This is a genomic window from Blastococcus haudaquaticus (assembly GCF_900230285.1).
GTDB classification, from domain to species: domain Bacteria; phylum Actinomycetota; class Actinomycetes; order Mycobacteriales; family Geodermatophilaceae; genus Blastococcus_B; species Blastococcus_B haudaquaticus.
In genome coordinates this window covers 51826-73373 of sequence record NZ_OCNK01000001.1, presented here as the reverse complement: position 1 = coordinate 73373, position 21548 = coordinate 51826, and the positions used below count along the sequence as shown (strand labels likewise).

The 21548-nt window shown below is 72.8% G+C and carries 24 protein-coding genes; 21 read left to right on the top strand and 3 right to left on the bottom strand.

The window, feature by feature from the left end:
* Positions 1-3 precede the first annotated feature (3 nt).
* The gene (locus CRP30_RS00390; protein WP_097182012.1) at positions 4-435 is read left to right on the top strand and encodes a hypothetical protein; all 432 of its coding nucleotides are present in this window, start codon (positions 4-6) and stop codon (positions 433-435) included.
* A 2-nt stretch (positions 436-437) separates the two neighbouring features.
* Here the strand turns inward: CRP30_RS00390 and CRP30_RS00385 are convergent, their stop codons facing one another.
* The gene (locus CRP30_RS00385; RefSeq protein ID WP_097182011.1) at positions 438-1253 is read right to left on the bottom strand and encodes an endonuclease/exonuclease/phosphatase family protein; all 816 of its coding nucleotides are present in this window, start codon (positions 1251-1253) and stop codon (positions 438-440) included.
* Positions 1254-1265: 12 nt separating this feature from the next.
* Positions 1266-2954, bottom strand: coding sequence for an alkaline phosphatase D family protein (locus tag CRP30_RS00380; protein ID WP_097182010.1), 1689 nt, complete (start codon positions 2952-2954; stop codon positions 1266-1268).
* A gap of 80 nt (positions 2955-3034) precedes the next feature.
* On the opposite strand from CRP30_RS00380, the gene ftsY reads away from it, so the two are divergent.
* The gene (gene ftsY / locus CRP30_RS00375) at positions 3035-4240 is read left to right on the top strand and encodes a signal recognition particle-docking protein FtsY (RefSeq protein WP_097182009.1); all 1206 of its coding nucleotides are present in this window, start codon (positions 3035-3037) and stop codon (positions 4238-4240) included.
* Positions 4241-4252: 12 nt separating this feature from the next.
* On the opposite strand, the gene CRP30_RS00370 is transcribed toward ftsY, so the two are convergent.
* Positions 4253-4744 carry an SRPBCC family protein gene (locus CRP30_RS00370; RefSeq protein ID WP_159961478.1) on the bottom strand — a complete coding sequence of 164 codons (492 nt, stop codon included), beginning with the start codon at positions 4742-4744 and terminating at the stop codon, positions 4253-4255.
* Positions 4745-5058: 314 nt separating this feature from the next.
* On the opposite strand from CRP30_RS00370, the gene CRP30_RS00365 reads away from it, so the two are divergent.
* The 19 genes from CRP30_RS00365 to CRP30_RS00280 all read left to right on the top strand — a co-directional run bounded on the left by CRP30_RS00365 (position 5059) and on the right by CRP30_RS00280 (position 21481).
* Positions 5059-6408 (top strand): ammonium transporter, encoded by a 1350-nt coding sequence (locus tag CRP30_RS00365; protein WP_097182007.1) that lies wholly within the window; start codon positions 5059-5061, stop codon positions 6406-6408.
* Entirely contained in the window at positions 6405-6743 is a 339-nt protein-coding gene (locus tag CRP30_RS00360; RefSeq protein WP_091980408.1) for a P-II family nitrogen regulator, read from the top strand. Before CRP30_RS00365 ends, CRP30_RS00360 begins: the two co-directional genes overlap by 4 nt.
* A 187-nt stretch (positions 6744-6930) precedes the next feature.
* The gene (locus CRP30_RS00355) at positions 6931-9312 is read left to right on the top strand and encodes a [protein-PII] uridylyltransferase (RefSeq protein ID WP_097182006.1); all 2382 of its coding nucleotides are present in this window, start codon (positions 6931-6933) and stop codon (positions 9310-9312) included.
* A 76-nt stretch (positions 9313-9388) separates the two neighbouring features.
* On the top strand, positions 9389-9580 hold the full coding sequence (locus CRP30_RS00350; RefSeq protein ID WP_097182005.1) for a hypothetical protein: 192 nt from the start codon (positions 9389-9391) through the stop codon (positions 9578-9580).
* A 69-nt stretch (positions 9581-9649) separates the two neighbouring features.
* On the top strand, positions 9650-11224 hold the full coding sequence (gene ffh / locus CRP30_RS00345) for a signal recognition particle protein (protein WP_097182004.1): 1575 nt from the start codon (positions 9650-9652) through the stop codon (positions 11222-11224).
* A complete protein-coding gene (locus tag CRP30_RS00340; RefSeq protein WP_235003078.1) occupies positions 11221-12318 on the top strand; it encodes an amidohydrolase family protein in 1098 nt (365 codons plus the stop codon). Before ffh ends, CRP30_RS00340 begins: the two co-directional genes overlap by 4 nt.
* Positions 12319-12341: 23 nt before the next feature.
* Positions 12342-12842 (top strand): SDR family NAD(P)-dependent oxidoreductase, encoded by a 501-nt coding sequence (locus tag CRP30_RS23185; protein WP_255407320.1) that lies wholly within the window; start codon positions 12342-12344, stop codon positions 12840-12842.
* A complete protein-coding gene (locus CRP30_RS23180) occupies positions 12743-13138 on the top strand; it encodes an SDR family NAD(P)-dependent oxidoreductase (RefSeq protein WP_200814571.1) in 396 nt (131 codons plus the stop codon). Before CRP30_RS23185 ends, CRP30_RS23180 begins: the two co-directional genes overlap by 100 nt.
* A gap of 58 nt (positions 13139-13196) precedes the next feature.
* The gene (locus CRP30_RS00330) at positions 13197-14945 is read left to right on the top strand and encodes a proline--tRNA ligase (RefSeq protein ID WP_097182003.1); all 1749 of its coding nucleotides are present in this window, start codon (positions 13197-13199) and stop codon (positions 14943-14945) included.
* 270 nt (positions 14946-15215) lie between these two features.
* The gene (gene rpsP, locus CRP30_RS00325; protein WP_097182002.1) at positions 15216-15716 is read left to right on the top strand and encodes a 30S ribosomal protein S16; all 501 of its coding nucleotides are present in this window, start codon (positions 15216-15218) and stop codon (positions 15714-15716) included.
* A 3-nt stretch (positions 15717-15719) separates the two neighbouring features.
* Positions 15720-15956: an RNA-binding protein gene (locus CRP30_RS00320; protein WP_089336030.1), complete on the top strand. Its 237-nt coding sequence runs from the start codon at positions 15720-15722 to the stop codon at positions 15954-15956.
* Positions 15957-15968: 12 nt separating this feature from the next.
* On the top strand, positions 15969-16514 hold the full coding sequence (gene rimM / locus CRP30_RS00315; RefSeq protein WP_097182001.1) for a ribosome maturation factor RimM: 546 nt from the start codon (positions 15969-15971) through the stop codon (positions 16512-16514).
* The gene (gene trmD, locus CRP30_RS00310) at positions 16511-17257 is read left to right on the top strand and encodes a tRNA (guanosine(37)-N1)-methyltransferase TrmD (RefSeq protein WP_097182000.1); all 747 of its coding nucleotides are present in this window, start codon (positions 16511-16513) and stop codon (positions 17255-17257) included. Before rimM ends, trmD begins: the two co-directional genes overlap by 4 nt.
* On the top strand, positions 17254-17766 hold the full coding sequence (locus CRP30_RS00305; RefSeq protein WP_097181999.1) for an NUDIX hydrolase: 513 nt from the start codon (positions 17254-17256) through the stop codon (positions 17764-17766). The genes trmD and CRP30_RS00305 overlap by 4 nt, the downstream gene beginning before the upstream one ends.
* A 144-nt stretch (positions 17767-17910) precedes the next feature.
* On the top strand, positions 17911-18267 hold the full coding sequence (rplS, locus tag CRP30_RS00300) for a 50S ribosomal protein L19 (RefSeq protein ID WP_097181998.1): 357 nt from the start codon (positions 17911-17913) through the stop codon (positions 18265-18267).
* A gap of 82 nt (positions 18268-18349) precedes the next feature.
* Entirely contained in the window at positions 18350-19288 is a 939-nt protein-coding gene (lepB, locus tag CRP30_RS00295) for a signal peptidase I (protein ID WP_097181997.1), read from the top strand.
* 218 nt (positions 19289-19506) lie between these two features.
* Positions 19507-20271 carry a LuxR C-terminal-related transcriptional regulator gene (locus tag CRP30_RS00290; protein WP_235003077.1) on the top strand — a complete coding sequence of 255 codons (765 nt, stop codon included), beginning with the start codon at positions 19507-19509 and terminating at the stop codon, positions 20269-20271.
* Positions 20272-20387: 116 nt separating this feature from the next.
* The gene (locus CRP30_RS00285) at positions 20388-21164 is read left to right on the top strand and encodes a ribonuclease HII (RefSeq protein WP_097181996.1); all 777 of its coding nucleotides are present in this window, start codon (positions 20388-20390) and stop codon (positions 21162-21164) included.
* Entirely contained in the window at positions 21161-21481 is a 321-nt protein-coding gene (locus tag CRP30_RS00280) for a DUF2469 domain-containing protein (RefSeq protein WP_097181995.1), read from the top strand. Before CRP30_RS00285 ends, CRP30_RS00280 begins: the two co-directional genes overlap by 4 nt.
* Positions 21482-21548 lie beyond the last annotated feature (67 nt).

The window sequence follows — 21548 nt, the reverse complement described above, 5'->3', positions numbered from 1 at the left end:
GACATGGGCTCTGACGGGGGCTCGGGGCGGCGTCCGCTGACGTCGACGGAGCGGGCGCTGCTCGACTCGCTGCTCGACCATGAGTTCGACGGCGTCAGCGAGCTCCGGGAGCAGGCGCTCCGGGTGACGGCGTCGACCGGCTGCGAGTGCGGCTGCGTAACCATCGACCTGCACGTGCCCGAGGACGCCCCGGTGTCCGCCGCCGCCGGGCCTGTGCCTCTCGAGGGCACGGTGGTCGACGCGGCGGGCGAGGTGATCGGCGGCGTCCAGGTGTTCCTCGCCGACGGTCGGCTGGCGGGCCTGGAGGTCCATTCCCTCGACGAGCCGGTGCCGGTCGTCCCGTCACCGGAACTGGTCAGTTGGGAGAGCTGGGCTGACCCGCCGGCCGATGACCGGCCGTCCTTCTGGCAGCGCCTGCGCTCCCGGTCGGCCTGAGGTCAGACGCCTGAGGGCACCTGCAGATCCACCATGAAGGGCAGGTGGTCCGACGCCCCGTCGGCGTCGAGGACCTGCGCACCGGCGACGCCCACCCCGGCGGACACCCACGCCTGGTCGATGCGGCGGTGCGGGGCGCGCGCCGGATGGGTGTGCCCCTCGTCGCGCTGCCAGAAGCGCCAGCCTGCCTGGTCACCACGCTCGGGAGCCAGCTCCCAGGCGTCGGTGAACCGCTCCCGCAGCGGACCGAGTTCCGGGGCGGCGGGGGGCGCGTTGAAGTCGCCGACGAGGACGCCGGCCGCCATGTCCTCGGTGTGCAGCGCCGCCAGCGCGGCCACCTGGGCCGACCGTTCCTGCGCCGACCGGGTGGTCAGGTGCGTGGCGGTGACCCAGAGTGTGCTGCCGTCGAGCTCGAGCATCGTCCGCAGCGCGCTGCGGGGCTCGCCGCCGCCGGGCAGCCGGTGCACGTCGCTGACCAGGATGGGCAGGCGGGAGAGCAGCGCGTTGCCGTACTGACGCGGGGGCAGGTCACCCGGTCGCGGCTCGTCGATCGCCGGCCCCCAGGCCAGCTGCATGTCCAGGGCCCGGGACAGCAGCAGTGCCTGGTCGACGTCCTCGCTGCGGTCGCCGAAGTACCGGTCGACCTCCTGCAGGCAGATCACGTCGGCGTCCACCGACGCCAGGACCTTGGCCAGGCGCGGCAGGTCGTGCCGGGAGTCCTCACCCACACCGTGGTGGGTGTTGAACGTGACCAGCCGCACCGGGACGGGCGGCTGGTCGGGGCCAGGAGCCGGCTTGATCCCGTGCGGACCTGTCATGGGCCCAGCCTCTCAGGCCGGTCCCTCTCCGTCCCGCGCCAGGGGCATGTCGAGCACCTGCCGGAGGTCCGGCTGCCCGAGCTCGGTGACGGAGAGCACGAAGCGGGCCGAGCGCCCGTCGAGGACGAGCTCGCCGATCTGGTTGCCGAAGAAGGGGCCGGCCTGCTTCTCCCACAACAGCGAGCTGGGCTCGGCCCGGACGGCGCGGGCCAGCGCCTCCATGAGCGTGCGCGCCCACCGGCTCCAGCCGATCCGGAAGCCGATGCGGATGGGGTGCGGCGCCTGGTTGTGCAGCGGGGAGACCGTCAGCTGGTGCACCCGCGCGTCGAGGTCGCCGGGTCGCACGAGCTCGGCGGCGTAGGCGTGGTGGACGTCGCCGGAGAGGACCAGCGCCGTCGCGGGCGCCCGGCCGTGCTCGCCGCGGGCGACCGAGGTCAGGGCCCGGCCGAGGCGTTCGAAGGAGTCGCTGAAGGCGGCCCAGTGCTCCAGGTCCGCGGCCTGCCGCACCTTCTCGGCGAGCCGTCCCCGCCACCGGCCGTGGTGGCGGACGTTGAGCGTCTCGTTCCACCGTTCGATGGCGTGGATGGCGTGGGGGAGCAGCCACGGCAGCGAGGTGCCGATGATCAGGTGCTCGACGCCCTCGTCGACCGCCCGGCGCATGGCCGCTTCGATCCAGTTGAACTCGTCGTCGTCGACCATCTTCCGGTCCTGCTCGTCGAGCACCCGGCCGGCCCGGCTGTCGATCATGATCAGCCGGTTGTCGCCCCAGTGCCGGACGTAGCTCCACCGGATGCTGGCCGGCTCCGCGTCCGCCCGCGCCGCCATCTCGCGGAGCATCGGCTCGGCGTCGTCGCTGCCTTCCGGCATGCCGAGGATCGCCTGCCAGGTCTTGTTGCCGTCCAGCTCCTGCGGGCTGAGGTTGCCCAGGTGCTGGTAGACCCAGTAGCTCACCAGCCCGCCGCTGATCCGATTGGTCCACCAGGCCTGACCGGTGACCTCCCGCCGCCAGGCGGCCGAGGTGTTCCAGTCGTCGATCATCTCGTGGTCGTCGAAGATCATCGACGACGGGATCGTCGACAGCAGCCACCGGACCTGGGGGTCGCTCCAGGACTCGGCATAGAGCCGCGTGTACTCCTCGAAGTCCGCAACCTCCTCGTCCGGCGCGGACGTCGGGCGTGAGCCGTGCCGCTCGCGGCGCAGCTCGAGCCAGGACTTCGTGCCGTGGGTCAGCTCGTCGGCGTAGACCTGATCGCCGAGCAGGACGAGGGCGTCGGGCCACTTGTCCTCCGGCTGGGCGGCGATGCGGGCGGCGTAGGCGTCCATCGCGTCGGCCGGGATGCCCTCGTCCGCAGCCACCGTGCTCGGCGTCGCGTACCGGCAGGACCCGAAGGCGATGCGGAAGCTGCCGTCACCCCCGGCCGTGCGGATGCGACTGGGCGGGAAGGTGGAGTTCTCCGGCGGCCACACGCGGACGTCGTCCAGGTGCACCTCGTAGGGCGTCGTGCTGCCCGGCTCCAGGTCCTCCACGACCACGAGCGCGTAGTGGTGGCCACCGACGCAGAAGGTGCGTGCCGTCCGGCCGAGGACGGTGACGGTGCACGGGCGGTCGGTCTCCACCCAGACGGTGGCGGAGACGGGGTCCACGTGCCGCAGCAACGGGCCCAGCATGAGGACCGGGTGGGGGTTCCTGGTCAGCGGCATCGGTCCAGCCTCCCTCACGAACCTGTGTCCTGCCGCAGAGTCCCCGGAAGCACCGTCCCCGGGACTGGAAGACTCGGCACATGGAATTCGTCCTCATCGCGATCGCGATCCTCGTCGTCGCCCTCATCGCCGGGGTCGGGCTGCTGGTGGGCAAGGGCCGCAGGACCACGCGCCTGGACGACGATGCCCTCCCGGGGACGACGCTGACCCGCCCGCGGCCACCGGCTCCCGTCGAGCAGCCCCGACCGAGCGGCTCGACCGCCTCCGGTCTGGGTCTGCCCCCCGAGACGGCCGAGGCGCCGCCGGTCGACCTGCCGCCCGCGGAGGCTGAGCCGGACCTGGTCTTCGAGACGCCGCCGCCGTCCGCCGGTCGGCTGGTGCGGCTGCGGTCCCGGCTGGCGCGCTCGCAGTCCTCGCTCGGCCGCGGCCTGCTCACCGTGCTGGCCCGGGAGAAGCTCACCGAGGACGACTGGGAGGAGGTCGAGGAGACCCTCCTCGCCGCCGACGTCGGCATCGGCGCGACCACCCAGATCGTCGAGCGGCTGCGCACCCAGTCGATGGTGCTGGCCACCGCATCGGGCGCCGACCTGCGCGAGCTGCTGGTCCGCGAGCTGACCGCCGTCCTCGGGCCCGACATGGACCGGACGCTCGGCGTCACCCGCCACGAGGGCCGGCCCGGAGTGGTCCTGGTCGTCGGGGTCAACGGAGCCGGGAAGACGACCACGGTCGGCAAGATCGCGCGTGCGCTGGTCGGGGACGGGAAGAGCGTCGTCCTCGGCGCGGCGGACACCTTCCGGGCCGCCGCTGCCGACCAGCTGGAGACCTGGGGCGAGCGGGTCGGCGTGCTCACCGTGCGGGGGCGCGAGGGCGGCGACCCTGCGTCGGTGGCCTTCGAGGCCGTGCGGACCGGTGTCGAGGGCGAGGTGGACGCGGTACTGGTCGACACCGCGGGACGGCTGCACACCAAGTCCGGGCTGATGGACGAGCTCGGCAAGGTGAAGCGGGTGGTGGAGAAGCAGTCGCCGGTGACCGAGGTGCTGTTGGTCCTCGACGCCACGACGGGCCAGAACGGCGTCGTCCAGGCGCGCGTGTTCACCGAGGCGGTCACCGTCACCGGCGTGGTGCTGACCAAGCTGGACGGCACCGCCAAGGGCGGGATCGTGGTGCGCGTCCAGCAGGAGCTGGGCATCCCGGTCAAGCTCGTCGGCCTGGGGGAGGGACCGGACGACCTCGCGCCGTTCGAGCCCCGCGCCTTCGCGGAGGCGCTGGTCGGCGGCGCCGACTGACCGGCGGGGCGGTCAGCCGGCGGTCCGCGCCGGGAACATGGCGGCCATCTTGTCCAGGCACTGCTCGAGGCCGGCGAGCGACAGGGCGCGGGCCTCGTCCGTCCGGTAGCCGCGCTCGGTGACGGTCAGCTCCGTGCGGCCGCCCGCCCGCGGGGACAGCGTGACGACGTGCGGCACCCGCTCCGGCACGCCGGGTGGCGGGCTGACCGGTGAGCGGTCGGCCGCGGTGAAGGCCAGGTCGAACTCGATGCGCTCGTAGGGCGTGATCGACCGGTAGGTCCAGGTGTTCCAGTGGTCGGTGCCGCCGTACTCCGCGGGCGCACGCATGCACAGCAGGGAGGTGCCGCCCTCCCGGACGTCGAGGTCGGCGAGGGGGACGGTGAAGCCGGCGGGACCCCACCACCGGGCGACCTGCTCCGGCTCGATCCACGCCCGCCACGCCTCCTCGGGCGGGGCGTCCAGGACGCGGCCGGTGCTCAGGTCCAGGGTGCCGATCTCGGTCATGTGGGTCTCCTCGTGGTCGGTCGGTCCGCCGGTAGGACGACCGACCCGCCAGGAACTCATCGCAGCCCGCCGGCTCGGGCTCGGCCCGGACGGCGGGCGGTGACCGCGGTGACCGCGGTCACCGGTCCCGGTCCCCGCAACACGACCGCAATGCGGAGGGGTGACACGCGGAGCGGAGTTCACGGCCCCGAAACGCGGCGGCGACCGCCGCGGAAACACGGGGACGGCACGGTGAACGCCACGTCGCCGCTCGCCCGAGCGTCGGGGGCACACCGATACCGGCCGCAGGCCGACGACCCACTCAGGAGGTTGCCGTGGTCAACACCGGCGACACCGCCTGGATCCTCACCAGCGCGGCGCTCGTGCTGCTGATGACCCCAGGCCTCGCGCTCTTCTACGGCGGCATGGTCCGCGCCAAGAGCGTGCTGAACATGATGATGATGAGCTTCGGGGCGCTGGCACTGATCAGCGTCCTCTGGGTCATCTACGGCTACTCGATCGCGTTCGGCAACGACGTGGGCGCCGGCCTCCTCGGTGACCCGGGCGAGTTCTTCGGCCTCAAGGGCCTGATGGAGGACACCACCGGCGAGGAGGGTGGCCTGCCCGCCATGGCGTTCGTCGGCTTCCAGGCCGTCTTCGCCATCATCACCGTCGCGCTGATCTCCGGTGCCATCGCCGACCGGGCCAAGTTCGGGTCCTGGATGGTCTTCGCCGGCGTCTGGGCGACGATCGTGTACTTCCCGGTCGCGCACTGGGTCTTCGACTTCACGCTCACCGACGACGACGGCACCGTCACCCACACCGGTGGCTGGATCGCCAACAACCTCGCTGCCCTCGACTTCGCCGGCGGCACCGCGGTGCACATCAACGCCGGTGCGGCGGGTCTCGCCCTCGCCCTCGTGCTCGGCAAGCGCCGCGGCTTCGGGCGCGAGGCCATGCGGCCGCACAACCTGCCGCTGGTCATGATCGGCGCCGGGCTGCTCTGGTTCGGCTGGTTCGGCTTCAACGCCGGGTCCGCGCTGGCGGCGAACAACACCGCGTCGGTCGCCTGGGTGAACACGCTCGTCGCCACCGCCGCCGCCACCCTGGGCTGGCTGCTCGTGGAGAAGATCCGGGACGGGCACTCGACGTCGCTCGGCGCCGCGTCCGGCGTCGTCGCCGGCCTGGTGGCGATCACCCCGGCCTGTGCCGCGGTCTCGCCGATCGGCGCGATCATCACCGGTGTCGTCGCCGGTGTGCTCTGCGCCCTGGCCGTCGGCCTGAAGTACCGGTTCGGCTACGACGACTCGCTCGACGTCGTCGGCGTGCACCTGGTCGGCGGGCTCGTGGGCACGATCATCATCGGCTTCCTCGCCACCGCGGACGCTCCGGCGGGTGTCGACGGACTCTTCTACGGTGGTGGCGTCGACCAGTTGTGGCGTCAGGTCGTCGGCGCGCTCGCCGTGCTGGCCTTCTCCTTCGTCCTCACACTGGTCATCGGCTTCGTCATCCAGAAGACGATCGGCTTCCGGATCACCGAGGAGGACGAGGTCACCGGCATCGACAACGTCGTGCACGCGGAGTCCGGTTACGACTTCGCCTCGCTCGGCAGCAGCGGTTCCACTGCACCACTGGCCGGCCAGGCTCGCGCCGAGGCCCGTAGCACCGAAGGGGTCGGGGCATGAAGCTCGTCACCGCCATCGTCAAGCCGTTCAAGCTCGACGACGTCAAGAACGCCCTCGAGCTGATCGGCGTCGCCGGTCTGACCGTGAGCGAGGTCCAGGGCTTCGGCCGCCAGCGCGGCCACACCGAGGTCTACCGCGGTGCGGAGTACCAGGTGGACTTCGTGCCCAAGGTGCGCATCGAGGTCGTCGTCAGCGAGCTGGACGCCGCCCGCGTCGTCGACGCGGTCGTGGAGGCCGCCTCGACCGGTCAGATCGGGGACGGCAAGGTGTGGGTGACGACGATCGACGAGATCGTCCGGGTCCGCACCGGCGAGCGCGGCGACGACGCGCTCTGAGTAAGGACCCCGTCCTCCTCATCCCTCGTTGAAGGACCCCCTGCCCCCCACGACTCGCGCGCTCGCCGCGGGACCCTGCAGGGGGCCGGGGGAGGGGACGGGGCCGCACGTCGGCCGGGGTGGTGGGATGGTCCACCGCCCCGGCCGACGCTCTTCCCACGACGGTGCCGTTCACGAGGAGGACGACGTGCTGGACCTCGCGGCACTGCCGGGACTGAGCCGCGCCGAGCGCGTCCAGGCGCTCGACACCTGGCTGGACGGCCTGCTGGCCGACGCCGTCGGCGGCACGCCGCCGCCGAAGCAGCGCCGCGGGGGACCGCCGCCGCTCAGCGGCACCGACGGACTGGCGCTGGTCGCCGTCGGCAGCCTCGGGCGGCGCGAACTGCCGCCCCACGGGGATCTGGACCTCGTCCTCGTCCACGAGGGCCGTCCGGAGGTCGCAGCCGTCGCCGACGCGCTCTGGTACCCCGTCTGGGACGCCGGACTGCGGCTGGACCACTCCGTGCGCACCGTCGGCGAGGCCGTGGCGGTGGCGTCCACCGACGTGAAGGCGGGTCTGGGCCTGCTGGACGTCCGCTTCGTGGCCGGTGACGCCGAGCTCGCCGCGCGCCTGCGCACGGCCACCCTGGCCAGCTGGCGCCAGTCGGCATCGAGGCTCCTGCCGCAGCTCCGCGACCTGCGCCGTGACCGCTCCCGGCAACTGGGCGAGCTGGCGTTCCTGCTCGAGCCCGACCTCAAGGAGGCCTACGGCGGCCTGCGGGAGGGGCAGGTCCTGCGGGCGGTCGCCGCCGCGCAGCTCGGCGACGAGCCCGGTGCCGAGGTGGAGCGGGCCTACGCCTTGCTGCTCGACGTGCGCGACGAGCTGCGCCGGCGCAGCGGGCGGCCGAACGACGTGCTGGTCCGCCAGGAGCAGCGCCCGGTGTCGGTCGCCCTCGGCCTCGCCGACGAGGACGCGCTGCTCCGCGAGGTGAGCCTGGCCGGGCGGCGGCTGGCCTTCGTCGCGGACGAGACGTGGCGCCGGGTGGAGGCAGCCCTCGTCCGCCGTCCCCGCGGCCGGTACCGGCGCGTGCGCCGGGAGCCGCTGGCCGAGGGCGTGGTCCGGCAGGGCGACGAGGTGGTGCTCGCCCAGGGCGCCAAGCCTGCCGCCGACCCGGGGCTGCTGGTGCGCGCGGCCGCGGCCGCCGCGCGTGCGGACCTGCTGCTGTCGCCGTACACGCTCAAGGTGCTCGCCGTGCACAGCCCGCCGGTGGTCGAGCCCTGGCCCGCGGAGGTGCGCTGGTCGTTCCTGCGGCTGCTGGCCAGCGGGCGGTCCGCCGTCCCGGTGCTCGAGCAGCTGGACCAGGAGGGGCTGCTCGCCCGGCTGATCCCGGAGTGGGACCGCATCCGGTCGCTGCCGCAGCGTCATCCGTGGCACCGGTTCACCGTCGACCGGCACCTGGTCGAGGCCGCCGCCGCAGCAGCGGAGCTCACCCACGACGTCGACCGGCCCGACCTCCTCCTCGTGGCGGCGCTCCTGCACGACATCGGCAAGGGGTGGCCCGGCGACCACAGCGAGGTGGGGGAGCCGATCGCGGCGGGGATCGCCGCCCGGATGGGCTTCGGCGAGGCCGACGTCGCCACGGTGGCGACCCTCGTCCGGCACCACCTGCTGCTCCCGGCGACGGCCACCCGCCGGGACATCGACGACCCCGCCACCATCGACCGGGTGGCGTCGACGATCGGTTCCGACCCCGCGGTCCTCCAGCTGCTGCACGCGCTCGCGCAGGCTGACGGGGCCGCGACCAGCGCCTCGGCCTGGTCGCCGTGGAAGGCGCATCTCGTGGCCGCGCTCGTCGCACGGGTGCAGGGCAAGCTCGGCGGCGGACCCGTCTCCGCGCCGGAGCCGTTGCTCCATCCGTCCGGGGCCCAGGTGATTGCCCCGCTGCCCGACTCCGCCGAGACCGCCGCCGCGGTGACGGTGGGGATCGAGGACGTCGCCGACGGCCAGCAGGTCACCGTTCGCGCGCCGGACCGTCCTGGGCTGCTCAGCACGTGCGCAGGTGTCCTGGCCCTCAACCAGCTCGATGTCCGGGCCGCGAAGATGTCCGTCGAGGACGGGTACGGGACCGGCGTCTTCGCCGTGCGTCCCCGGTTCGGTCGCGCGCCCGTGCCCGAGATCCTCGCCGACGCCGTCCGGGCGGCCCTCGAGGGCACCCTGCCGCTGGCCGAGCGGCTGCGGCAGCGCGAGGCCGACTACCGGCAGGACGGCGGCCGGGCCGTGCCGCCGCGCATCTCCTGGCACAACAGCGAGGTCAGCGGTGCCGCCACCGGCATCGTCGAGGTGCGCGCCGCCGACCGGGCGGGGCTCCTGTACCGGCTCACGGCGGCGATCACGGGGGAGGGGCTGGACGTGACGTCGGCCCGCATCGAGACCCTCGGCGCCGACGCCGTCGACTGCTTCTACGTCTGCAACCCCTCCGGCTCGCCGGTCGAGCCCGACCAGCGCCGGCGGGTCGAGGTGGCCCTGGTGGCGGCGACCGTCGGCGCCGCCTCGGCCGAGGAGCTCCGCGGGGCCGACACGCCGGGCTAGCTCCGGAGAACTGTCGGTGGCGCGTGCGACGGTCGAGCGACCGGGACGGAACCGTCCCCCTGGCGAAGGAGTGCACGTGGACAGCCGACTGTGGCCCTGCCCCCCGTGCGGCGAGACGACCGAGCACGTCCAGCCGCCCTGCGCCGACGGGCACACCGACGCGGGCGGCGAGTGCCCCGAGTGGGCGTGCGTCGAGTGCGGCTCGGCCGTGGTGAAGGGTGAGCTGTCCCCGGTGGCCGACGTCGTGCGCGCCCGCATCGCCGCCTGAGGCGAGTCGATACCCTGGGGTCAGGTGGCGCGGGTCTCCCGCGCCCGTGACAACTGCTGAGGACGTGCTGTGTTCGAGACCCTCTCCGACCGCCTGGACAAGGTCTTCACCGGCCTGCGTGGCAAGGGCCGGCTGACCGACGCCGACATCGACGCGACGGCGCGGGAGATCCGCATCGCCCTGCTCGAGGCCGACGTCGCCCTGCCGGTGGTCCGCGCGTTCATCGATGCGGTCAAGCAGCGGGCCCGCGGGGCGGACGTCTCGCAGGCACTGAACCCGGCGCAGCAGGTCATCAAGATCGTCAACGAGGAGCTCATCGGGATCCTCGGCGGCGAGACCCGCCGCATCCGGCTGGCCAAGCAGTCGCCCACGGTGATCATGCTCGCCGGTCTGCAGGGCGCCGGTAAGACCACCCTCGCCGGCAAGCTCGGCCGCTGGCTCAAGGAGCAGGGGCACACCCCGCTGCTGGTGGCCTGCGACCTGCAGCGCCCCAACGCGGTCAACCAGCTGTCCATCGTGGCCGGCCAGGCCGGCGTCGACGTCTACGCCCCCGAGCCGGGCAACGGCGTCGGCGACCCGATCCGCGTGGCGGCCGACTCCATCGAGCACGCCCGGCGCACGATGCACGACGTCGTCGTCGTCGACACCGCCGGACGCCTCGGCATCGACGCCGAGCTGATGGCCCAGGCCGCCGGGATCCGGGACGTCGTCCAGCCCGACGAGACCCTGTTCGTCGTCGACGCGATGATCGGTCAGGACGCCGTCACGACGGCGACCGCCTTCCAGGAGGGCGTCGGCTTCAGCGGGGTCGTGCTGACCAAGCTCGACGGCGACGCCCGTGGTGGTGCCGCGCTCTCGGTCCGGCACGTGACCGGCCAGCCGATCATGTTCGCCTCCACCGGCGAGAAGCTCACCGACTTCGACGTCTTCCACCCCGAGCGCATGGCCTCGCGCATCCTCGGCATGGGCGACGTGCTCACCCTGATCGAGCAGGCCGAGAAGACCTTCGACGCCGACCAGGCCGAGCGCATGGCCGGCAAGCTGGCCTCCCGCGAGGGCTTCACCCTCGAGGACTTCCTCGAGCAGATGATGGCCATCCGGAAGATGGGCCCGATCGCCAACCTCCTCGGCATGCTCCCCGGCGCGGGAGCGATGAAGGAGCAGCTCAAGCAGGTCGACGACCGCGACCTCGACCGCACCGCGGCGATCATCCAGTCGATGACACCGGCCGAGCGGGCAAACTCCAAGATCATCAACGCGTCGCGGCGGGTGCGCATCGCCAACGGGTCGGGCGTCAGCGTCACCGACGTCAACCAGCTGCTGGAACGCTTCGTCCAGGCGCAGAAGATGATGGGCCAGATGGCCGGCAGCATGGGTCTGCCGGGCATGGGTCCCATGTCGAAGAAGCAGCGCGGACGCCAGATGCAGGCGCAGTCGAAGAAGGGCAAGAAGGGGAAGGGCGGCAAGAAGGGCGGCCCCGCGCGGCGGCCCGTCGGCGCTCCCGGCCTCCCGCCGGGTGCCGGGTTCCCCGGTGGCGGCATGCCCGGCGGGATGCCTCAGCTGCCGCCCGGGATGGGCCAGGGCCTGCCCGACCTTACGAAGCTGAACTTCGACCAGTTCAAGGACGACCGGCCCGGCCGGTGACCGCCCCGCTGCACCTCTCCGGCCTGCACCTGTCCGGCGTGGTGCTCCCTGAGGGGGAGCACCGCGACGTCTGGGTGCGCGACGGCCGGTTCACCTTCGAGTCCGTCCCCGGCGCGGAGACCGTCAGCACCGGCGGCTGGCTCCTGCCGGGGCTGGTCGACGCCCACTGCCACGTCGGCATCGGGATGGGCGGCGCCCACGTCGACGACCTCGACGGGCTCCGCGAGCAGGCCCTCGCCGAGCGCGCCGCCGGCGTGCTGGCGCTGCGCGACTGCGGCTCGCCCGTCGACACCCGGGCCCTCGACGACGAGCCGGACCTGCCCCGGATCATCCGGGCGGGCCGGCACATCGCCCGCACCCGCCGCTACATCCCCGGTCTCGGTGTCGAGCTCGAGCCGGACGCCCTCGTGGACGAGGTCCGCGTCCAGGCCGGACGCGGCGACGGGTGGGTCAAGCTGGTCGGCGACTGGATCGACCGCAGCGTCGGCGACCTCGCCCCGGAGTGGCCGCAGGACCGGCTCGAGGCGGCCATCGCGGCCGCGCACGCCGAGGGCGCCCGGGTCACGGCGCACACCTTCGGCACCGATGCGCTGCCCGGGTTGATCGCAGCGGGCATCGACTGCATCGAGCACGGCACCGGGCTCACCGAGGAGCTGATCGGCCAGATGGCGACCCGGGGCACGGCCGTCGTCCCGACGCTGGTGAACGTGGAGAACTTCCCCGGCTTCGCGGAGGCGGGGGAGCGGAAGTTCCCCGCCTACGCGAGCACGATGCGGCGGCTGTACGCCGACTCGGGTGCCGTCGTCCGGGCCGCGTTCGAAGCGGGCGTGCCGGTGTTCGCCGGCACCGACGCCGGTGGCGGGATCGAGCACGGCCGGATCGCCGACGAGGTCCGAGCACTGCACGCCGCCGGCCTCCCCGCCGAGGCGGCCCTGGCGGCGGCGTCCTGGAGTGCCCGGGCCTGGCTCGGTCTGCCCTGCATCGAGGAGGGCGCACCGGCGGACGTCGTCGTGTTCGACGCCGATCCCCGTGCCGACCTCGAGGTGCTGTCCCGCCCCGGGCTCACCGTCCTGCGCGGGCGCATCGTCGCCTGATCGATGATCCGGAGGACGCAGGGATGGTGACGCGCAGGACAGCGGCCACCGGGCGGGCGCACGTGGTCACCGGTGGCGGACGCGGCATCGGACGCGCCGTCACCGAGGCGCTCCTCGACGAGGGCGATTCCGTCGTGGTGGTGGAGCGGGATCCCGACGCGGTGCCATGGGCGGAGTCGCACGCGGCGGGCTCGAGACTGGCCGTCGTGACCGGCAGCGCGGCCGAGGAACGCGTCGCCGAGGAGGCCGCCGACCGTGCCGAGGAGGCCGGCCGGCTGGTCGGGTGGGTGAACAACGCGGCGGTCTTCCGCGATGCCGGGCTGGACACCGCGTCCGCCCGTGAGGTCCTGGACCTGGTGGAGCTGAACCTCGCCCCGGCGCTGACCGGCTGCGCGACCGCCGTGAAGCGGTTCCTCGCGGCCGGATCGGGCGGGTCGATCGTGAACGTCTCGAGCCACCAGGCGCAGCGGGCCGTCCGCGGGGCGCTTCCCTACGTCGTCGCGAAGGCCCCGTCGAGGGGCTGACCCGGGCCGTCGCGGTCGATCACGGCGACGCCGGCCTCCGGGTCAACACCGTGGCTCTCGGCTCCATCCGCACCGCGCGGTACGACGGTCTCCTGGAGCAGGAGGGTCCGGAGGCGGCGGCCCGCACCCGGGCCCAGATGGCGCGACTCCATCCCCTCGGTCGCGTCGGCGAGGCGTACGAGGTCGCCGCCGTCGTGACGTGGTTGCTGTCCGACGCGTCGAGCTACGTCACCGGTGCGGTGATCCCCGTGGACGGTGGTCGTGCCGCCCGAGGCGCCGACCCGGAGGAGACGTAGCCGCCCCGGCTTCCGGGGCTCCGGATACCTGCTTCCGTCCTCCTGGGAGACTTCCCCCGTGCTGTTGCGGATGTCGACCCTGTTCCTGCGGACCCTGCGTGACGACCCGGCCGACGCCGAGGTCCCCTCCCACCGCCTGCTGGCCCGCGGCGGGTACATCCGCCGGGCCGCCCCCGGCGGGTTCACCTGGCTGCCGTTGGGCTTCCGCGTGTTCCGCAACGTCGAGCGCATCGTCCGCGAGGAGATGGACGCGATGGGTGCGCAGGAGGTGCACTTCCCGGCGCTCCTGCCCCGCGAGCCCTACGAGGCGACCGGCCGGTGGACCGAGTACGGCCCCAACCTCTTCCGCCTCCAGGACCGTCGCGGCAACGACTTCCTGCTCGGCCCCACCCACGAGGAGATGTTCACGCTCCTGGTGAAGGACCTCTACGGCTCCTACAAGGACCTGCCGCTCTCGCTCTACCAGATCCAGACCAAGTACCGGGATGAGGCGCGACCCCGGGCGGGGCTGTTCCGCGGGCGCGAGTTCACCATGAAGGACAGCTACTCCTTCGACGTCGACGACGCCGGTCTGGACCGCTCGTACGCCGCACACCGCGCCGCCTACATCAAGATCTTCGACCGGCTCGGCCTGGACTACGTGATCGTCTCGGCGATGTCCGGTGCGATGGGCGGCTCGAGGAGCGAGGAGTTCCTGCACCCCACCGCGATCGGCGAGGACACCTTCGTCCGCTCGCCCGGCGGCTACGCGGCCAACGTGGAGGCGGTCTCGACCGTCGTCCCGGACGCGATCCCGCTGGAGGGACTGCCCGAGGCCCACGTCGAGAACACCCCCGACACCCCCACCATCGAGACGCTGGTCGCCGTCGCGCAGCAGCTGTTCCCCGACGCCGGCTACACCGCAGCCTCGACGCTGAAGAACGTCGTCGTCACCCTGGCGCACCCCGACGGCACGCGTGAGCCGCTGGTCATCGGCCTGCCCGGTGACCGCGAGGTCGACGCCAAGCGGCTGGAGGCCCAGCTCGCGCCGGCCGAGGTGGAGGCGTTCACCGACTTCGCCGGCAACCCCGCGCTCGTCAAGGGGTACATCGGGCCGCAGGTCCTCGGCACCGAGAGCGCGTCGAGGATCCGCTACCTGGTCGACCCCCGCGTGGTGCCCGGCACCCGCTGGATCACCGGGGCCAACGAGCCCGGCAAGCACGTGTTCGACCTGGTCGCCGGGCGCGACTTCACCTGGGACGGCGTCATCGAGGCGGCCGAGGTGCTGGCCGGTGACCCGGCGCCCGACGGCTCGGGTCCGCTGGAGCTCGCCCGGGGCGTGGAGCTGGGCCACATCTTCCAGCTCGGCCGCAAGTACGCCGAGGCGCTGGACCTCAAGGTGCTCGACGAGAACGGCAAGCTGGTCACGGTGACCATGGGCTCCTACGGCATCGGCGTCTCCCGGGCGGTGGCCGCGATCGCCGAGTCGACGCACGACGAGCTCGGCCTGGTCTGGCCGCGCGAGGTGGCGCCCGCGGACGTGCACCTCGTCGCCACGGGCAAGGACGCCGCCGTGTTCGAGGCCGCGGAGGCGCTGGCGGGCGAGCTGGTCGCCGCCGGGCTCACCGTCCTCTTCGACGACCGGCCGAAGGTGTCTCCCGGCGTGAAGTTCAAGGACGCCGAGCTGCTGGGCATGCCCACGATCGTCACGGTCGGCCGAGGGCTGGCCGAGGGGGTCATCGAGGTCCGCGACCGCAGGACCGGGGTGCGCGAGGAGGTGCCGGTCGCCGAGGTCGGTGCCCGGGTACAGGCCGCCGTCCGCGGCTGATCCGGGCCCGGCGCGCAGCTCCACCTGGCATCCGTCCGCACCCTGCGGGTCGGCGGGCCGGCCGGAGGCGGGCAACCGCGGTTCGCTGTGGTGCACCGGACCAACGCCTGGCCACAGCGCTCCTCCGGGGATCTGGCATCATGGTCGGTCGAACACGGCGGTAGCGGCCCTCTCACCGTTCCCGGCCGTGTCCATCGCTCCGCTCCGGCGTAACCCCACACGCCGTCCCGGCGAGCAACCACACAGCGTTCGAGGAGTACACCACCCACCGTGGCCACCAAGATCAAGCTCATGCGCCTGGGCAAGATGCGCGCGCCGTACTACCGCATCGTCGTCGCCGACGCCCGGACCAAGCGTGACGGCCGCTCGATCGAGACGATCGGCAAGTACCACCCCAAGGAGGACCCCTCCTTCATCGAGGTCGACTCCGAGCGGGCGCAGTACTGGCTCGGTGTCGGCGCTCAGCCGACCGAGGCCGTCGCCGCCATCCTCCGGGTCACCGGCGACTGGCAGAAGTTCAAGGGCGAGCCGGCTCCGGCCCCGATGAAGGTCGCGGCCCCCAAGCCGGACAAGAAGGCCCTCTACGAGGCCGCCGTCCGCGCCGGCATGGACGAGCCGACCACCGAGGCGACGACCGCCAAGAAGAAGGCCGCGCCGAAGAAGGCCACCGCGGACGCTCCGACTGCCGACGCTCCGGCTGCCGAGGCCCCCGCCGCTGACGCAGCGCCCGAGGCTCCCGCCGCGGACGCCGCCGAGACGCCCACCGAGTAAGACGTGCTCGAAGACGCGCTCGAGCACCTGGTCAAGGGGATCGTCGACCACCCGGAAGACGTGACCGTCGACCTGCTCACCAACCGCCGCGGCAAGACCCTCGAGATCCGGGTGCACCCCGACGATCTCGGCAAGGTCATCGGCCGCGGGGGGCGCACCGCCAAGGCGCTGCGCCAGGTGATGACCGGTGTCGGTGGACGGGGCCTCCGGGTCGACGTCGTCGACACCGACGGGCGCTGAGCACGGCTGACGTTGCCGGAGCCCTCGCACGACATCGACACCGTGGTGGTCGGCCGCATCGGCCGACCCCACGGTGTCCGTGGTCTCGCGACCGTCGAGGTCCGCACCGACGACCCGGACCTCCGGTTCGCTCCCGGGACGACGCTGATCACCGATCCGCCTCGGCGCGGACCCCTGACGATCGTCGACAAGAAATGGCACAGCGGCACGCTGCTGCTGCAGATCGCCGCCCCCTCGGGTGAGGTCTACGGCACCCGGGAGGAGGTCGACGCCCTCCGCAACACGCTCCTGCTGGTCCCGGTCGCCGATCTCCCGGAGATCGAGGAGCCCGACTCCTACTACGACCACCAGTTGGTCGGCCTGTCCGCACGGCTGCCCGACGGCTCGGTCGTGGGAGAGGTGACGGCGGTCCGGCACGAGGCCCAGGACCTGCTGGTCCTGCGCCGCACCGACGGCGGGGAGGCGCTGGTCCCCTTCGTCTCGGTGATCGTCCCCACGGTCGACCTGGACGGGGGCTTCCTGGTGGTCGATCCCCCCGAGGGGCTGCTCGACCTGTGAGCTCCACGGCCTACGACATCCAGGTCATCACGATCTTCCCCGAGTACATGGCGCCGCTGGGCCAGTCGCTGCTCGGCAAGGCCGCGGAGCGGGGTCTGGTCACCGTCGGCGTGCACGACCTGCGGCAGTGGACCGACGACGTCCACCGGACCGTCGACGACGCCCCGTACGGGGGTGGTCCGGGGATGGTCATGAAACCCGAGCCGTGGGCGCTGGCACTGGAAGCCGTCCGCCCGCAGGGCACCCGGCTCGTCGTCCCGACACCGGCCGGGCGCCCGTTCACGCAGGCCATGGCCGCGGAGTGGGCCGCCGAGCCCGGCCTGGTCTTCGCCTGCGGCCGCTACGAGGGCATCGACCAGCGGGTCGCCGACTGGGCCGCCGACTCCGGACCCGTCTCCGAGGTCTCCATCGGCGACTACGTCCTCGCCGGCGGCGAGTCCGCCGTCCTGGTCATGGTCGAGGCGGTCACCCGGCTCCTGCCCGGCGTCGTGGGCAACCGGGAGTCCGTTGAGTTCGACTCGCACGCCGACGGCCTGCTCGAGGGTCCGTCCTACACCCGTCCGGCGACCTGGCGCGGGCACGAGGTGCCGCCGGTGCTGCTGTCCGGCGACCACGCGGCCATCGCCCGCTGGCGCCGGGCGCAGTCGCTGCAGCGCACCGCCGGCCGTCGTCCGGACCTGCTGGCCGCGCTGCCCGAGGACGGGCTGACCGACGCCGATCGGGCCGTGCTGGACCAGCCGTGACACCGGGCGAGCGGGGGAAGCCATGGGTCCGGCCGACCGCCCGCGTCGTCGTCCTCGACCCGGCCGGTCGCATCCTGCTGCTCGGCGCCCGGTTGACCGATCCGGCCGTCCCGCCCGGCGACGTCCTGTTCTGGTACACGCCCGGCGGGGGAGTGGAGGACGGCGAGAGCGTCCGCGAGGCCGCCGTCCGCGAGCTCGCCGAGGAGATCGGCCTGGCGGTCGGGCCGGCCGACCTGGAGGGCCCGGTGTGGCTGCGCCGTCACGTGGGCGCCTTCGCCGGCGTGGACATCGACTCCCGCGAGACGTTCTTCGTCCTCCGGGACGTCGTGCACGAGGTCGACCCGGCCGGCCGGACGGAGCTGGAGCTGCTCGGGGAGGAGCCGCACCGCTGGTGGTCGGTCACGGAGATCGCCGGGAGCGGTGCGACGTTCGCCCCGGGCGACCTCGCCGACCGGCTGCCGGAGCTGCTCGGCGGTCCGTGGACGGGGCCGCCGCGCATCGTCGCCTGAAGATGTGGCACAGTAGAGAGCTGCTGCAGGCCGTCGGTGATCGCTGACGGTGGCTCCCTACGGGAGCGCAGCCACCCCGGAACGGACGGCCGGCGCACGCTGCTGTCCGACCGCATCGAGCCGCTAGAACTGAGGACTGCTGAGATGAACACCCTGGACGCACTCGACGCCGACTCGTTGCGTGATGACATCCCCGACTTCCGCCCCGGGGACTCCGTCAAGGTGCACGTGCGCGTGGTCGAGGGCAACCGCTCGCGCATCCAGGTGTTCCAGGGCGTCGTGATCCGTCGTCAGGGCGGCGGCATCCGCGAGACCTTCACCGTGCGCAAGGTCAGCTTCGGCGTGGGCGTGGAGCGCACCTTCCCGGTGCACACCCCGGTCGTCGAGAAGATCGAGGTCGTCACCCGCGGTGACGTCCGGCGCGCCAAGCTGTACTACCTCCGTGAGCTCCGCGGCAAGGCCGCGAAGATCAAGGAGAAGCGCGACGTCGTCACTCGCTGAGTGACGTCGCACTGACACGCTGACAGCCGGTCGCGACCGGCTGAGCTCGCGGCGGGTCTCCCGGGCCGTAGGCTGCTCCCCGATGAGCAGCGATCGGCCCGGGGGGCCCGCCGACGTGTTTCCGGGCGACGACCCGCATGACCGCGACGACGACGGGTCCGTCACCCACGGGACGACCGGACGGGGCTCGCGCCGCGCACGTCGCGAGAAGCCGGCGAAGAAGGGCTCGCTGCTCCGCGAGCTGCCGGTGCTCCTGCTGATCGCGTTCGTGCTCGCCCTCGTCGTCAAGACGTTCTTCGTCCAGGCGTTCTTCATCCCGTCCGGTTCGATGGAGCAGACGCTGCACGGCTGCACCGGCTGCACCGGCGACCGCGTCCTGGTGAACAAGGTCCCGTACTGGTTCGGCGATCCGGAACCCGGCGACATCGTCGTCTTCAAGGGCCCCGACACCTGGACGCCCGAGGTGTCCGTCGCCGAGCCCAGCAACTGGTTCACCGGGGCGCTGCTGTGGCTGGGGCGCGCCGTCGGCGTCGCGCCGCCCAGCGAGGACGACTTCGTCAAGCGGGTGATCGCCGTCGAGGGCCAGACGGTCCAGTGCTGCGACCCCGAGGGCCGGGTGACCGTCGACGGCGAACCGGTCGACGAGCCCTACATCTTCGAGAACACCCCCCAGGAGTCGCGGGCCTTCGGACCCGTGACCGTCCCCGAGGGCCGGCTCTGGGTGATGGGTGACCACCGCTCGGCGTCGGCGGACTCCCGGTCGCACGTCAGCGACCGGTACGGCGGCACCATCGCGGTGGACGACGTGATCGGCAAGGCGGCCGTGATCGTCTGGCCGGTCAGCCGGTTCGGTCTCCTCGACGACCCCGACATCCAGGACGCGGCGGCCGCAGCTGTCGATCCGTCGGACCTGACCGCCTCGACCGTGACGGCCTCGACGGTGACTCCGTGGGCGATCGGACTGGCCGGCGCGCTGCCGATCACGGCCTGGCTGCGACGGCGCCGGTCGTCCGACGACTGACCCGTCGCTCCCGGTTCGACCATTCCGCAGTGCCCTGTACTGCGGCGTCGCATTCCGCTGCGCGGCTCACGACCGTTCTGTGGGTCAGTTGTGACCGGCCTCGCATCAATCTGCTGCCGCAGATACCAATGAAGAAAATGCGAGAAAAGTATTCAAGTAACCGTTTCACCCTTCCGATGGAGACATTGCAAGTTCCCGGAGTCGAAACGGAGTCAGTTGTGTCTGCACCTATGGCGAGCAATGCCCGCGGGGTCACCCGCGTGCTCCTCCTCGCTGATGCGCCCGTCCTGCGTCGCGGCCTGGTCAGCATGATCAACGAGACGGCCGGCATGCAGTCGGTGGGTACGCCCGGCGAACTGCGTCGCGCCCTCACGCTGGTCGAGTCGGCCCGCCCCGACGCGGTCGTCGTCGAGCTCGGCTCCGGCCGCGCCGCGACCCTCAACGCCTGCCGCGACCTGCGGCGCCGCTTCCCCCGTGTCGCGATCGTCGCCCTGGCCACGTCCGAGGACCCGGCCATCGTGAACGAGGCGATCGCGGCGGGCATCCGCGGCTACCTCATGATCAACACGTCGCCGACCCTGCTGGGCTGGGCGATCCTCGCCGCCCGCGCCGGCCGGACCGTCGTCGACCCGCAGATCCGCCGGGTCGAGCCGACCGGCGTCCCCGCGGCGAAGCCCTTCACGCCGGAGGTGCCGCTCACCCGGCGCGAGTCTGACGTGCTGGACGAGCTGCTGCTGGGCCAGTCCAACCGGCAGATCGGGCGGAACCTCTTCATCAGCGAGGACACCGTCAAGTCCCACGTCAAGGCCATCCTGCGCAAGCTGGGTGCCCGCGACCGGGCGCACGCCGTCTCGCTGGTGCTCTCCAACCGCCAGCCGGGCTGCACCTGTGGCGCCCACGGCGCACCGCAGGCCACCGCGCACCAGACCGACGGGCCCGAGGCCGACCTGGCCAGCCCTGACCTGGGGCTCGCCGAGCTCTGACCCACGGCACCTTCCTCCGGCAGAACGGGCCGGCCCCATCCGGGGTCGGCCCGTTCTGCCGTCCGGACGGTGTCGGTCGTCGTCCGGTGAACCGCCCGTCGTACTGTCGGACCGCGATGGCCTCCCGAACCACCCACCCGACGTCGAGCCCTGCCGTGCGCGCCCGTCGCGCGATCGGCGACGACGACCGCCCCGACTCCCTCTGGGACATGGAGCGGTCGCTGCGCCGGCGCGGGTTCGAGGTGGTCGCCGGTGCCGACGAGGCCGGTCGGGGCGCCTGCGCCGGTCCGCTCGTCGCCGCTGCCTGCGTGCTCCCCTCGGGCCGTCGCGGGCGGGTGCCCGGGCTCGCCGACTCCAAGCTGTTGACCGCGGCAGCCCGCGAGCGGGTGTACGCGGAAGTGGTCGACCGTGCCCTGTCGTGGTCGGTGGTCGTCATCCCCGTCGAGGAACTCGACGAGCGGGGCATGCACGTCACCAACATCGAGGCGCTGCGTCGCGCGGTCACCGCGCTCGACCCCTGCCCGGACTACGTGCTGACCGACGGCTTCCCGGTGCCGGGGCTGACCCGGCCGGGTCTGGCGGTGTGGAAGGGGGACCGCGTGGCGGCCTGCGTCGCGGCAGCGTCCGTCCTGGCGAAGGTCACCCGGGACCGCATCATGCTGGAGCTGCACGAGCGCTGGCCGGAGTACGACTTCGCCGGCCACAAGGGCTACATCACCGACGTGCACAGTGCCGCGCTGGACCGGCACGGGCCGTGCCCGGAGCACCGGATGCGCTTCGTCAACGTGCGCAGCGCCCGGGACGCGCACGCGGCGCGCAACCTCCCGGTCACGGCGGCGGTCGGCATGGTCGATGATGGAGCCATGACCCCAGTGCCCGGAGAGGTTCGATGAGCACCGAGGATCTCGAGAAGTACGAGACCGAGATGGAGCTGCAGCTCTATCGCGAGTACCGGGACATCGTCCGCCAGTTCACCTACGTGGTGGAGACCGAGCGGCGGTTCTACCTGGCGAACTCCGTCGACCTCCAGGTCCGCGAGGCCGGTGGCGAGGTCTACTTCGAGCTGAAGCTGTCCGACGCCTGGGTCTGGGACATGTACCGGCCGGCGCGGTTCGTGCGCAACGTGCGGGTGCTGACGTTCAAGGACGTCAACGTCGAGGAGCTGGACAAGCCCGACCTCGAGCTGCCGGAGAGCCCGCAGATCCCCTGACGGCCCCACGGCAGCCGCCTGGCGTCGTCCACAGATTTCCCGCCCTGTGGTGACCGCTCGCCGAGAA